11 protein-coding genes are annotated in these 13,969 nt (G+C 68.2%); 3 read left to right on the forward strand and 8 right to left on the reverse strand.

Annotated elements, in window-relative coordinates:
* Window positions 1–37: 37 nt before the first annotated feature.
* From U2P90_RS19700 to U2P90_RS19710, 3 genes are all read right to left on the reverse strand, one after another.
* Window positions 38–487, reverse strand: coding sequence for a response regulator (locus tag U2P90_RS19700; RefSeq protein ID WP_295817809.1), 450 nt, complete (start codon window positions 485–487; stop codon window positions 38–40).
* 794 nt (window positions 488–1,281) lie between these two features.
* The gene (locus tag U2P90_RS19705) at window positions 1,282–2,694 is read right to left on the reverse strand and encodes a replication initiator protein A (RefSeq protein WP_295817810.1); all 1,413 of its coding nucleotides are present in this window, start codon (window positions 2,692–2,694) and stop codon (window positions 1,282–1,284) included.
* 1,305 nt (window positions 2,695–3,999) lie between these two features.
* On the reverse strand, window positions 4,000–5,838 hold the full coding sequence (locus U2P90_RS19710; protein ID WP_322474911.1) for a sensor histidine kinase: 1,839 nt from the start codon (window positions 5,836–5,838) through the stop codon (window positions 4,000–4,002).
* A 395-nt stretch (window positions 5,839–6,233) separates the two neighbouring features.
* On the opposite strand from U2P90_RS19710, the gene U2P90_RS19715 reads away from it, so the two are divergent.
* Window positions 6,234–6,662: a response regulator gene (locus U2P90_RS19715; protein WP_322474912.1), complete on the forward strand. Its 429-nt coding sequence runs from the start codon at window positions 6,234–6,236 to the stop codon at window positions 6,660–6,662.
* Between the two features lie 60 nt (window positions 6,663–6,722).
* Window positions 6,723–7,142: a response regulator gene (locus tag U2P90_RS19720; protein WP_322474913.1), complete on the forward strand. Its 420-nt coding sequence runs from the start codon at window positions 6,723–6,725 to the stop codon at window positions 7,140–7,142.
* A gap of 351 nt (window positions 7,143–7,493) precedes the next feature.
* On the opposite strand, the gene U2P90_RS19725 is transcribed toward U2P90_RS19720, so the two are convergent.
* Window positions 7,494–7,760, reverse strand: coding sequence for a hypothetical protein (locus tag U2P90_RS19725; protein WP_322474914.1), 267 nt, complete (start codon window positions 7,758–7,760; stop codon window positions 7,494–7,496).
* Window positions 7,761–8,026: 266 nt separating this feature from the next.
* Here U2P90_RS19725 and U2P90_RS19730 point away from each other — a divergent pair, with 266 nt between their 5' ends.
* On the forward strand, window positions 8,027–8,788 hold the full coding sequence (locus U2P90_RS19730; RefSeq protein ID WP_322474915.1) for a hypothetical protein: 762 nt from the start codon (window positions 8,027–8,029) through the stop codon (window positions 8,786–8,788).
* Between the two features lie 818 nt (window positions 8,789–9,606).
* Here U2P90_RS19730 and U2P90_RS19735 read toward each other — a convergent pair.
* The 4 genes from U2P90_RS19735 to U2P90_RS19750 form a co-directional block, all read right to left on the reverse strand.
* On the reverse strand, window positions 9,607–9,891 hold the full coding sequence (locus U2P90_RS19735; RefSeq protein ID WP_322474916.1) for a hypothetical protein: 285 nt from the start codon (window positions 9,889–9,891) through the stop codon (window positions 9,607–9,609).
* Between the two features lie 823 nt (window positions 9,892–10,714).
* Entirely contained in the window at window positions 10,715–11,017 is a 303-nt protein-coding gene (gene yidD / locus U2P90_RS19740; RefSeq protein ID WP_295813897.1) for a membrane protein insertion efficiency factor YidD, read from the reverse strand.
* A gap of 69 nt (window positions 11,018–11,086) precedes the next feature.
* Window positions 11,087–12,313, reverse strand: a complete 1,227-nt coding sequence (locus tag U2P90_RS19745) for a DUF790 family protein (RefSeq protein ID WP_322474917.1) — start codon at window positions 12,311–12,313, stop codon at window positions 11,087–11,089.
* Entirely contained in the window at window positions 12,300–13,709 is a 1,410-nt protein-coding gene (locus U2P90_RS19750) for a DEAD/DEAH box helicase family protein (protein ID WP_322474918.1), read from the reverse strand. The genes U2P90_RS19745 and U2P90_RS19750 overlap by 14 nt, the downstream gene beginning before the upstream one ends.
* Between the last annotated feature and the right edge of the window lie 260 nt (window positions 13,710–13,969).

The raw sequence follows: 13,969 nt of genomic DNA on the forward strand, positions 1-13,969 counted from the left end.
GACGCCGCGTCCGACCCCGCCGGAGCGGAGCCGGCGTTCAGTCGGCCAGCTGATCAATGCGGGGCAGCACCACGGCCCCCCGCCAGTAATCGCTGACCCGCTGGATCAGGGCCTTGAGATCTGCGTATGAGGCCGGCTTCACGGCGTAGCCGCTGGCGAAGTTGTGATACGACCGCTGGACGTCCTTGATCCCGGCCGATGTCGACAGCACCAGCACCGGAATACTGCGGTGGCGGTCGTGGGCCTTGGCACGCTCCAGGAATTCGTGTCCGTTCATCACGGGCATGTTCAGGTCGAGGACGATGAGCTGCGGAGTGGCGACAGTCGGATCGGTCTCGCTCCGGGCCAGATAGTCGAGGGCCTCCTGACCGTTGAGCGCGCGCGTGATCCTGACCTCGGGGAAGTCCTCCCGGAAGACCTCTTCAAACAGTTCGGCGTCCGCCACCTCGTCGTCAACGAGCAGCAGGTGAAAGGGCGTCATGGACATCCCGGGCAGTCTATCAAGCCGCCGGAAGGTCGCGGGAGCGCCCGGTCTCCGCCTGCCGGCTTCCAGTCTGTCTCACTGGTGCGGGGTGGCGCAGGCGACCGGTGACGTCCCCGTTCATCCAGCGGACGTGGGCGGCCGGGACGGGCGGGCTCCGACGGTCGGCGATCCGGTTCCACCACAGCCGGGGGTACCGTGGCCAGCCCGTCCAGTGGCCCGACGATCAACGGCTGATGCGGCGCCGTGCCGGCCCGCACCCCACCGGCCGCCGCCAGGCTGGCACTGCCGACCCTCGGCGTGATGGCGCCCGCCGCGGACACGCCCGGCACCGTGGTCTGGTTCGCCGTGTCCGTCTCGATCAGGGGCCCCAGTGGGCCCTCCACCAGAGCACAGCACCCATCCAGCGCGGGCACACGGGGAGCCGGCCGGTGCGCCGCGGCCGGAGACGATCACTCACAGCAGATGTCAGGGGAATGGAAGTACCCTCAGTGCCTCTGAACCGAGCGGAGCGAGTCCCTGACACGGCAGCGGTTGGACGTGGAGCCCTGGGGCATCCGTTCCGCCCCGGGGCGGAAGTGCACACCGCGGTCAGACCGCCGCAGACGAACCGCTGGTCATCGGTGGCCCGTTCGAACAGCATCCAGCGGGCGTGCTCCGTCACGCCCCGCGACCCTGTCGGTTCCGGCACCAGCGCCGCGTGCGGCCCGTCCACGCTGAACACCCGTCATCCCGGCAGCCCACCGGGGGCACGCCCGCGCGATCGGTGGCCTTCAGGGACGCGCAGCACTTCGTCCAGCTCACGCCCGCGCGGTGCGGGCGGCGCGGTTCAGGGCGGCGTGGAGCACCGTGAGCAGATCCACGGCGTACTGATCGAGCCTGCCGCTGACCTTCGCGGCGGCCGCCTCCCGGGTGGCGGTCTTGATGTCCGGCTGTCCAGCGATCAGGCCGGCGCGCAGCAGGGCGTACTCGTTCACGCTCAAACGCTCGCGCAGCAGGAACTGGAGCGTCTTCATGGCCGCCTCGACCTGGGCCTCGAGTGGGCCGTCGTCACTGGCGGCCTCGTCCAGGCTCGGCATGTAGGTTGGCGCGGCGCGGCGTTCCAGCGGCGGGATGACGCCCTCGGGTTCATCGGGATACTTCCCCTCGGTGTCCTTGATCACGTCGACCAGCAGGGCCGAGCGGCTGCGGGCCTTGTACCCGCGCGCCATCAGCTGGTGGAATTTCGCCAGCCGCGCCTGGACGTGCTCTTCACCCAGATCGGTGATCAGCTTGCGGGCGACGGCCGCGCTCACCTGCACCGCAGTCAGCGCCGCGACCAGCCCTGAGTCCGGCAGGCGCGGCTGCCCAGCAGCGAACGTGTAGGTCAGCAGTTGCTTGACGCCGCGGCCGGTGTACTCCGCGCCGCTGAGGTACTTGCGCTCGATCAGCTCGTCGTGGGCACTCTTGAGCTGGAGGCGCACACGGGTGGCCTTGCGCTCCAGGATCTTGCAGGCTTCGGCCCACTCGGTGACGCTCACCGTGAACTCCATCAGCGGCTCATCCGGGCTCAGCGGATTGTAGCGCCGCGCGTCGATCAGGCGGTACAGCGCGCGTGTCAGGGGGCGCTCGAGGCTGGTCAGGAACTCGAGGTCGAGGGGCTTGGTGTAGCGCGCACGGATCGACGCGACGATCGGGTCGGCCAGGCGGATCGTGATGGCGCTGCTGCTCGACAGCTCCGTCTGGTCGCTGTCACTGGTGTATTCGAAGTCCGCCAGGTAGTTGAACGTCGCGGTCGTCCAGCGGCCGCGTCCATGGTCGCGCCACGCCTCCGAGGCCTTGTAGGTGGTGCTGCGCAACCGCAGTAACGTCTGATTGAGAATCTGGTAGTAGCGGCCCGAGGTGTCGAGGCCGGCCCGCGTCAGGATCTGGTACGGCGTCGTGTGGATGCGTCCGTCACCAAGTGCGCCGGCCTCCACGTAGAGATCCATCAGGGCGGTGGCAATGTCGCCGTCCAGGCCGTGCGGTACCCCGCCGACATCCGGGGAACCGATGCACGTCAGCTTGGCAGGTCGCCCGTCCACCTGAAAGTTCACGGTCCAGGTCGTGAAGTCGGCGGGGATGCGTTCCTGAATGCTGATCAGGCCCAGGCGCGCGACATTGGCTTCCTCCATGCGGGTCAGCTGCCCCACGGGCTTGGGAGCCTGCTTCTCCTGAGACTTTCTGCGCGCCACCCTGGCCTCCTGTGTCTGAGACCAGATGATAGAGCACGCCCGCGCTTCCTGGAGGCGCATGCGCTCCCCTGTCAGCCCCCCGTGAACACCACTGGATGCGTCCAGCATGGCGAAGAGCCGCTACCATGAGGTCGTGGGGGGTATCGGACATCTCTGACCTTTCTGGCACCGGGCTATCGGACAGCTCTGACCTTGTGGACGCCAGAGGCGTTCACCTGTCCTCTCGCAGGAAACCCGAGCAGCGCAGGAATTGAGCCGACTCCAGGCACACCGGACGCCTACACGTCCCACGCTGGGGCGGTCGGCATGTCCAGCTCCGCACGGTATCGGACATCTCTGACCTTTTGGGATCGGCCGAGCTGGAACTGGAGGCCGCCAGGTATCGGACATCTCTGACCTTGACACGTGGGCCGTGTCTTTTCAGGCCCTCTGGGTGCGCAGATTCCCTGATCCCACCCGGGGTGACGGGTGTGCGCCCGCCTGGCGGTAGTCCCTATCGGACAGCTCTGACCTTTCGGGGGTCGAAGTATCGGTCATCTCTGACCTTTTGCCGACTGCACCCTCGGACAACTCTGACCTTCTGGCCCTCCGGGGACCGGACAGCTCTGACCTTTCGGGGGTCGAAGTATCGGTCATCTCTGACCTTTTGCCGACCGCACCCTCGGACAACTCTGACCTTCTGGCCCTCCGGGGACCGGACAGCTCTGACCTTTTGGGGGTCGAAGTATCGGTCATCTCTGACCTTTTCGCCGAAAATGAGCGTCCAGCACGCGCCGTGCACCGCTCCTTGATGATGATTCATCAATGTATTTACAATCTTTTATCTCTCTAAAAGAATCAAACATCATGCCTGCCCTCACGAACCTCCCGCGAACCGTGGACGACCCGCCGGTCAGGTGGTGGGGTGCCCACCGACGGTGAGGTGCGCCGTCATCTGCCCTCCCTGAGCGATGGCCCAGGGTGTGAGGCCTTCGCCGGGCGCGCGTGGTGCGGGTACGCGCAGGCGATCACCGGCGTACACCGTCGAGGAGCACCGCGGGCGCTCCCGCGCCATCCGGGCCAGGCTCGACCGGCAGACTGGAGGCCTGCCGGTGCCCTCTCTCGGTCACCGGGATTGGCAAGCAGACCCTCACGGACGTGATGCGGGCCAAGGTGCGCGCTGAGGCCTCCTGAACCTGCATGGCCACCGTCCGGTCGGAATCTCCGGTATGCCGAGCTGAGTGCTGCAACCTCAGCTCGGCGTATGAGATGTACGTGCCACAACCCGTGACGTCCGCTCAGTCACCACATCCCTCACCACCGCACTCACCCGCTGGTCGATGTGCGTTCCGGCCTGGGCAGGGTGAACCAGAACGTCGCTCCCTGGTCGACACCCCCGGTCGCACCCACCGTCCCGCCATGTCGGGTGATGATCCGCCGCACCAGCGACAGGCCGACCCCTGTCCCCTTGAACTCGTCCTGATGATGCAGGCGCTGGAAGATCCCGAACAGCTTGCCCGCATACGCCGGATCGAAGCCCGCCCCATTGTCCCGCACGAAGACCGTCCACTGCTGGGCGTCCTCGTCGGCCCAGACCTCGATCACCGCCGGATCGCGGTTCTCGCTGTACTTCGACGCGTTCTCCAGCAGGTTGGTCATCACCTGTTGCAGGGTCACGCGGTCGCCCCGAACCACCGGCAGTTGGCGTAACCGCCACTCGACGGTTCGGCCGCCCAGCTGGGCGGCCACATCCAGCTGCGCCTGCCTGAGGAGGTCGTTCAGATCCACCGCGCCCACACTGAGTTCGCGCTGTCCAGTGCGGGACAGGGCCAGCATGGCCTCGATCAGGGTCTCCATGCGCTGCGCGCCCTCCACGATGATCTGCAGATAGCGGCGAGTCTTCTCCGGATCGTGCAGGTTCCTGCTGGCGAGCTGCGCGAAGCCGGCGATATGCCGCAGGGGGGTCATAAGATCGTGCGAGACGCTGTGGTTGAACGCCTGCAACTCCTCATTCGACACTTCCAGGGCGGCGCGCTCGTCCGCGAGGGTGCGGGTGCGTTCCTCGATGCGCGCCTCCAGGAGGCGGTTGAGCTCCTTGATGTCCGCCTCGGCCTGCTTGCGCTCGCTGATGTTGTTGAACACGATGGCCACCTGGGTGCTGCCCGCGCCGCCGACGCGAGTGGCGTACACGTCGAACCAGCGGTTCATCGGTTCCGATCGGTTCTCAAACCGCACGGCATTCCCCGTCCGCGCGACCCCGCCATACGTCTCGACCCAGAACGCTTCCAGATCGGGAACGAGCTCTCGAGCCGTCTTGCCGAGCGCGTCGGCGGGGAGGCCCGTCAGCTCGGCAAAGGCCGGATTCGCCTGGACAAAGCGGTAGTCCACGGGCTCCCCGGAGGGGCTGAACAGGATCTCGACGATGCAGAACCCCTCGTCGATGGAGTTGAACAGGGTACGGAACTTGTCTTCCGATTCCCGCAAGGCCGATTCGGTACGGGCCCGTTCGACCGCTCCCCACGTGCGTTCGGCGACCTCTTCACACAGGGTGATGTCCTCGGGGGTCCACGCGTGGGGCCGGGAGAAATGGATGGCCAGACCGGCGATGAATGTGCCGTTTTTGACCAGAGAGACATCGGCCAGGGCCCCAACGCCGATCGCCGCGTACGCGTCCTTCTGTTCCGGTGACAGCTCAGGATCGGCCGCGACATCGGGGAGGGTCACGGTGCGGCCGGCGTAGTGCGCTTCCAGCACCTGCGGGCTGAAGGCATGGATCGGAAAGTGACCGGTGAGTGGCGCGGCGTCATGTACGTAGGTGTGTTCGACGACGTAATCGGTACCGTGGATCTCGAAGTACAGCACCCGGTTGGCGCCCAGGTGCTCGCCCAGCACGCGGATTGCCGTCGTCTGGATCTCGACTGGGTCGGCGAGGGGTCTCAGGGCGTCGTTGAACTGCAGGAGGAAGGTGCGCTGCGAGAGGAGACCGTAAAGACGGTCGAGATCAGACGCACCTGCTTCGGACATTCCCCATAGTATCGGCGCCAACCAGGCTGCGTGAGCGGTGGCCAGGTGGGTTGGCAGGTTGGCGCGGTGTTGAGCGGTCAGACGCTGCCCGGCGACCGTTTGCTTCTTGACGTCCTCACGTCCGCTGGCTGGCTCTGTCACCGGTTCACGCTGGGGGTTCTCGCACGTGCCACCATTGTCTGATGGAGTACCTGTCGGTTCAGAAGGCCAACCGTGATGGTGACCGGCTGACGACGGCCAGTGGCGCGGTTCGCCTGGACTCTGTCCTGCGCCGGAGAACCCCTTGATGGGCCGTCCGGGACATCGGGCCAACAACGCCAACAGGAACCGACAGTTCGTTCAGCTCATGGGTGGTGACTCGTGGTCAGCTGCCGCACCGCGGGGTCTGAATTGATCACTGGATGACCGTCAGGGTGCCGTCGCCGAGCCGGTGAGCCAGGGTCGACACGGGCGGCCGAACTGGATGGAACCTCCGGAACGACCTGATGAAGCTCGTCATGCGATGGTGATGCGTGCCGTCCGCCACCGTCCCAGGGATGACCATCCGCCGCCCACTGCGCGTGCTGCTCGTCGATGACGGGGCCGCCGACCGCGAACTCGCCCGTGAGGTCTTCGACCAGCACAAGACGCACGTCGTGATCGACACCTGCGCGTCCGGTGCGCGCGCCCTGGCCTTCTTGCAGCAGCCGGACACCGTGTTGCCCGACGTCATCCTGCTCGACCTGAACATGCCCGGCATGTCCGGCTTCGACGTGCTGAACGCGCTCAAGAGCGACGCGCGGCTCGACAGGATCCCGGTGGTGATCCTGAGCAGTTCCACGCACCCCCATGACGTCGAGCGCGCGTACTCACTGCACGCGAGTTCCTTCATGACCAAGCAGCTGGACTTCGGGAGCTTCGTGCAGCAGATCGATGCGTTCGTGACGTTCTGGCTGCACGTCCGCACCACGTCGTCGCCCTTCTGAACACGGCACACCGATCAGGACGCGCCCGAGGGAGTACCTTGAGGGATGCATCGTCTTCGTGTGCTGCTCGTGGATGACAGCACCCACGATCTCGAACTGGCGGAACTCGTCTTTGCTGACCACTCCGACTTCACCGTGCTGAGGACGCAGTCCAGTTCCCGGGCCGCTCTGGACATGCTGCGCGCGCCGTCAGCCGAGCTCCCGGACGTGGTCATGCTGGACGTGCAGATGCCCGGCATGTCCGGCCTCGATCTGCTCCAGGCCATCCGTGCGGAACCCCGGCTGCAGACCCTCCCGGTTGTGATGCTGGCGTTGGCCCCGAGCCCGACGGACGTGAAGGCGGCATACGCGCTCCATGCGAATTCCTACCTGGTCAAGGCACGAACGTATGAGGGCTTCACTCGGCAGATGGGGCACGTCATTCACTACTGGTACCATTCCCTGCTGCCACGGGAACGCCCCGGCACTGAGGAGTGGTGAGGCGTGCCCGGCCGCCTGGATCGAGGAGGGGAGACCACGCGCTCGGCCGCCTGGGGCAGGACAGCGACGGTGCGGCGGGCGTCCGCGACCAGCCGCTGAATTCCATGTCTCCACCCTGAGCCATCGGACGACCAGAGCCGAACGCACCCGCCCCACCCTGGCCACTGCTGGGATGGGGCGGGTTGTCATCAATCTCCATGGCAGGAGGCAGGCGATACGCTCCGAACCGACGGTGGGAATCTCTGCGTCGTTCAGGCCGTCATCGGTGTGCGCACCTTCGAAGTGCCGGTGATCGATCGATACGAGCGGCTTCCCATGGAATCTCCGGGATACGGATCTGCTCGAACGCGATCAGGCTGCTCCGCACTCCTGACTCCGCCGCACCCACCACGGCGACCCGTTCCAGGGCCCGCCGAACTGCGCCACCTTCACCGTCTCGGGCCTGCACGTCAGCACCCACCTGTCGCAGCAAGGCGCGTCCAGCCACCAGTGCCTGCCGACGTGGGAGGCGTCCGGGTTCTGGCTGAGCTGCCACGTGCGGCGCTCGAACTCGATCACGCGCGGCGTGGCCAGGTTCGTCAGATGGGGCACCTCGCACGGGCGCTGGACAGCCTTCACACCGTGTGCCCAGGGGCGTGTGACGGCGCCCCCAGCTCACGGCATGGTGCCCTGCGTTGACTCCGGAATCCTCGCCCCGCACCGCACACGATCACGCCAACGCTGACCTGATCCGCGTGCTTCGCGCCCATCTGGCGACCCAGTGCGTGCATTCACCTGGTTCCGGAGCCGTTCCCATCTGCACCGCGCCGAGAAGTCAGATCATCATGAGGCCGGTGCAGACTGACACAAACGCGTCCCCTGAACGCGCTTAAAGCGAGGACGTCATGTCCCTGTCCCTCCCAGACCCGTCCGGTTCCGTCGCCGTCCTGCCGCTGCCCACCCGGGGATACGCCCGCGCCGTGCTCCTCCCCGGCCATTCCCTGGACGTTCCCCCGCCGCAACCGGCGGTGGCCGGCCGGCTTCAGGTCGAGGTCACCCTCGGCGGCAACACCTACGCGCAGCGGTATGCGGCCAAGGCCGCCGGGTACCGATATGCCCACGGTCAGTGGCACCAGACGGTCTCGACCGCTGTGCGTGACCTCCACCGCGCTGGCCGCGTCGTGGGCTCCACCCGGCTCAGGCAGTTGGTGGCCGCCAAGACCATCCCCTTCCCGCAGTGGTCGGCGGGGGCCGTGACGGGTGTGGCGGACGACCGGCCGGAGGTCGGGGCTGTCATCACGGTCGCTGGCGAGACGACGGCGTCCCGGCCCATCCGGTTGCTGACGAGCGTGGAGGCCCTGCTGGCGACGCTGCGGCGTGGGACGCTGGTCGTGCTGGACACGCCGCCCGGGATCGGCCGCACCGGACATGGTGGGACGCGCGGGGGATGGTGTGCGGCGGTGACGGAGGTGGACACCGGGCTGAGGTACCAGCTGCGCACGAAGGTGCTGGAAGCTGCACAGGCCGATGGCTGCGTGCAGGTGGATCCGGTGTGGCGGAGCCGGGAGGCGGAGCGCTGGTGCGCGATGTACCCGATGACGTCGCGCTGGCTGGAGGCTGAGCGCGCCGGTGGGCTGACGATGGGGCAGCGACTGACGGGCCGCTGAGGCCCGTCCCCAGCACGCGCACCTGCCGGGCCGCAGGGTGACTGCCGGCAGGGCGTCTGCGGGAACGGACCGCAGGCCGGGGCGAATGGTGGCGACGGGGAGGCCACACAACCGCAGGTTGTGTCCTGAACCTGCGCGGTGTGCTCTGCCAGCGTGGTGAGCGGATCGGTCAGCGCCCGGTGCGACCAGGGCCAGCGCCGGCCCGGCACCACCGTCACCGGCCGTCCCACCTGGCTGACCATTCCCACCATGAGCTCACGGCCCTGCCCTGCCCACGGTTGTGACAAGGTAGGGAACGCACGGAAACAGAGGGGATCCAGGCACGCAGGCGGCCTGAACTTCGGGCCGCCTGTCGCAAGACCTGCTGCCAGGTCTTGCAGACTGCTTCCTGGCACCCCCGGCGGGAGCGAGCAGAGGCGGTGGAGCGAGCGGGATGGTGAAGGTTCGAGATCGGGCGTGCAGGTCGAGGACGCCCGGTGCTCGTTTTCGTGACCTGAACCCTTGCTGCTGCCGTTCTTTCTGACGTGTTGGTTGATGAGACTGGTTGACCAGGGTGTTGCAGCGGACTGTAGAGGCGACCTGAACGTGCTCCACAGCGTGGAGCACGGGAAGTTTTCAGATCGCCGCACCTGCGCAACGTGCCACCACTCCACAGGTGTGTCCCAGTCATCAGCCGGGCGGCAGCGGTGACCGGACTCCTGTTCTGGGCCGGGGCACAGCGGATCGCCCGGTTCGGGTTGATCGGACGTGACCCGGCACGGCCCTGCCGGATCCCCCGCCCGGTGGTGGCTGGCCGTGGACACCCGTGGGCGTGCCGTTCACTCCAGGTGATCCTGCTCGCTGGTCTGCAGCACCGCCAGACCGAACGCCGTGAGGCCGTAGCGGACATAGCCGTAATCGTGGATCGTCCACATGCTCAGTGCCTCGATCAGCCCCTGGGCTTCCAGGACGTCGATGTCACCCTGCTCCACGGCGGTGCCTCCCATGAACAGTTCCACGTGCTCGCCCACCCCGGTGACGTCCGTCCGCTCCACGAGGGAGCCTTCCCGGATCCACCTCAGCAGGTGCGTCTGGGCGGTGCTCAGCACCGCGCTCCGCCGCATGACCGCGCGATCCGGCTCTCCCTGCTGCTGGTCGTGCCCGCCCTGACCCGCTGCCGTGCGTCCGGTGTGTCCGTCCGGCGGGCAGACCGGTCATGATCGCCGGTCACCAACGCGTCACGGATGCGGCCGAATGGGCAGTGCCGGGGCATGGAGTCAGGATGGCACGCCACGGGCCGTGGCACAGGCTCAGGGCGGTGACGCGCCGCTTCCTGAACCGTGGCGGGACGTCGGCCGGAGCGGGGCTCGTCGTCACCGGCAGCTCCGTGGTCACCCGGCGCATCAGGGTGTGGCCTTCCCCTGGCCGCATGACCGGAGACCATGTCCGGAACCCTCGCGTCTGGAGGCCTCGCTGCATGGACGCAGGCACGCCGGATCGGATGTGCCGGCGGAGATTCCGATGCTGCCGTGCAGGCAGGAGAAGGCCTGTACCCGTGTGTGCCGTGTGAATCCGCGGTGTACCCGTCCTGACGCCGTGCCGGTCAAGGTGGATGCTCAATCTTCTCATTGCAGCGCGCCGTGGAGCCCACCGACCGGTGGTCGACGCCCGCTGGGCTCCTGATCGCTCGGATCACCGTGCCTTTGCAGAAGCCCAGCGGGCTCGGGGCCGTGCGGTTCCGCGGCCCCCACCGCCCGTGCCGAATCCTGCCCACAGTCGTGCAGACCCCGTCCGTTGCCGGATGGAATCCCCACTGCCGGAGGTCGTGTGCCGGCGCGGGGCCGACGTCGCGGCACCGTTGGTGGATCCTGCGGCGCCACGGGATCCGCTCAGGGCCACTGGAGCCAGGGGCCACGGCTTCACCGGCCGTCCCCGTGCCGAGCGGGATCAGCCGCAGCGGAAGGGTATCGGCAGCGGCCCGCAGCAGCACACGCCCCGGACGCTCGGGCCACCGGTCACGCCCGGCGCGGCGGCCAGGTGCCCGTACGCCTGCCGGCAGGCCAGGAACCGGGCCGCGACCGCGTGGCGGCTGGCGACCACGCCGTGCTGGGCGATCAGTTCCTGCACCGCCGCCGAGCACGACCCCCCGCCGTAAAACGCGGCGTGGGCACAGCGGAACCCCTTGAGCGGCGAGAGCCACCGGCGGTACAGGTCGATGGAGGTCACGAGGGCGGCCGTCTGGAAGGTCATGGATGACGCTACAGCGCCCCGGCCGCCGTCCGGTACCGCCGTGGTGAAGGACGCCTCATCGTCGGCGGCTCACGCCGGACGCACTCGGTCGGCCACGGCCAGGACGTCCCTCGGGTTCAGGACGCCCTTGAACCACACCACCCGGTCGCCGAAGTCGCTGGGATCGACGCCAGCCTTCTCCAGGTTCAGGCGCTCCGAGACGCACACGATCACGTCCGTGCGCCCGGATCTGCGGAGCAGGTCGAATTTCTTGCGCAGGTACTCGGGCCGCCAGTAGCCGACGATCTCGACCAGGACGCTGCGGCCCTCCCGAACCAGCCGGAAGTCCGGCAGGATCACGCCGCCCGGCACCGGCACCAGATCCACCTCGCGTTCCAGCACCCACCCGGTGTCCAGTTTCGCGAAGCGTTCCACGAAGCCTGATTCCAGCGCCGAGTCGTGATCCCTCGGTTCCGGGTAGTGGCTGACGTAGCCGTCCTCGCTGGTCAGCTGGAACGACCACTCGTCGTCCTTCGGATCGACCCACGCCAGATCCCGGCGCGGCTTCACGGCGGCCGACAGATCCCATTTCGTGACGTGCAGCAGCGCCGGAAGGAACTTCGCCAGCGCCAGACCGTAGCGGGTCGTGCTCCCGAACAGGCTCGTCGGGCCGTCCAGCGTCAGGGTGAAGCCGACGTCCGCGTCCCCTTCCACCGTGACCATCAGGCCGAAGAACTTCAGGTACTTGAGCAGTTGCTTGTAGCGGGACGGCTCGTTGCGCCGGGCGGTGATCACCAGACTGTAGGCGCGGTACAGCATCCCCTGGGCCTGCGACAGGTCGTAGAGCTGGATGAGTTCCAGCGGCGTGGGCGCGTCGAGGGCCACCAGCGTCTGCTGATCCGGCAGGTCCGCGTACAGCGCAGCCGCGACCTCGGCCGGCGAGACGGGGGTGTCGGTCGAGAGTGCCCGTGCCGCCTGTTCCAGAAGGTGCGCGGTGTGCCGGCGGCTGGGCACGTGGTCCTGCGCGAGGGCGAAGACCCTGGCCCGCACGTGGCCCGGCTCCACGTGGCCCCCCGCCTCGAAGGTCCCCCGGTTGGCCAGCAGGTGGGCCAGCCCGCGCACCACTCGAAAGTCCTGCCGGCCGGCCTCCAGCGCTCTCAGTTCCTCGTCCAGCTCGTGTCGCCGCTTCCCGATGTGCGCCTCGAAGGTCTGGATCAGCATGTCGGCGGTGCCCAGGTTGCCGGTCGTGGGCCGCAGCCGGCGCGGCTCGACCAGGCCGGCCCGGACGCGGAACAGCAGCAGTTCAGTCGGGAGCATTCAGATCCAGGTAGTGGTCGGCGATGTCCTGGGCGCTCATCCCCGGCGACCACTGGCCGCGCCGCTGCTGGCTGACGCGCTCCTCGCTGGTGCCCTCGGTGATGACCTCGTACAGCACGGCCTGTTTGCCCTCGGATTTCCGCAGGATGCGGCCCAGGCGCTGGATGTGTTCGCGCTCGGTCGCGGTGCCGGACAGGACGACCGCCACGCTCGCCTCGGGCACGTCCACGCCCTCGTTCAGCACGCGGCTGGTCACGAGGATGCGGTAGTCACCGCTGCGGAAGTTCTCCAGCATGGCGTGCCGTTCCTTGACCGGCGTCTGGTGCGTGATCGCGGGGATCAGGAACTCGCGCGAGATGCGGTACACCGTGGCGTTGTCGTCGGTGAAGATCAGCGTGCGGGCCGATGGATGGGTGGCGAGGATCTCCTCCAGCACGCGCAGCTTGCCCTCGGTGCCGTAGGCCAGGGACTTCGCCTCGCGGTGCGCCCTCATCGCCGCTCTGCCCTGCGGAGAACCACTCGCGCGGATGAACTCCGTCCAGCCCTCCAGCGAGCCCAGACGGATGCCCTGCAGACGCAGGAAGTCGTTGCGCTGGCGGATCAGGTCGTCGTAGCGCCGCTGCTCGCCCGCGCTGAGCTTCACGCGGATGATCGTCTCGCGGTAGTCCGCCAGCGTGTCGCCCGCCAGTTCGTCGGGGGCCACCGAGTACACGACCGGGCCGATCAGGTCGTCCAGATCGCGTTCGCGGCCGTCCGAGCGCTTCGGCGTGGCCGACAGCCCCAGGCGGTACGGTGCGAGGCCCATCTGCGCGATCACGCGCGTGAAGTCGCTGGGCAGGTGGTGGCACTCGTCGAAGATCTGGAACGCGTACGTTCCGGCCAGGGTCTCGGCGTGGATGGCGGCGGAATCGTAGGTGCTGACCAGCAGCGGCGTGTCGTCGTGGCTGCCGCCGCCCAGCACGCCCACGTTCGTGTCGGGGAAGGCCGCGACCAGGCCCGCGTACCACTGCTGCAGCAGATCCAGGGTCGGCACGCAGATCAGCGCCGACCGGGGCGTGTCGCGCAGGGCCAGCTGCGCCACCAGGGTCTTGCCGGCCCCGGTGGGCAGCACGACCACGCCGCGCCGCCCCGCGTCCTTCCACGCCCGCAGCGCCGCCATCTGGTGCGGGTACGGCGTCACGTCGCGCGCGAAGCCGAGTTCCAGTTTCGAGAACACGGCCGCCTCGTCGACCACTGAGACACCCGCGCTGCGCAGCGCCTCCATGACCGGGCGGTAGCTCGCGCCGGGCGCCCGGTGGTTCTGGCTGCGGGCATCCCACGTGAACCAGCACGCGACCACCTCCGGCACCTCCCGCAGGACGAGCGTGCCCCGATCCAGGCGCAGTGTGGGACGCATCCGGGCGTCATGCTAGGCGCGTCCGGAACCGCGCGGGGTAACTGAAGTCCCGATCGCACGTGCGCCGGCCGGGGCGTGACACGCTCGTCAGGGGCGCCCCCCTAGGATGGGCCCTGTGCTGTGCCCACGAGTCCACCCTGACGGCCCGCTGCCCCGCCCCGGGGCCGGGCGGGCGGCGGGCCTTCATGGGCCCTTGAGGTGTGGGGTGAACCGCAGCGCCGCTGGGGCGCGCGCTGCTACTGTTCGGCAATCCATGACTG

It is taken from the genome of Deinococcus sp. AB2017081, assembly GCF_034440735.1.
GTDB lineage: Bacteria > Deinococcota > Deinococci > Deinococcales > Deinococcaceae > Deinococcus > Deinococcus rufus.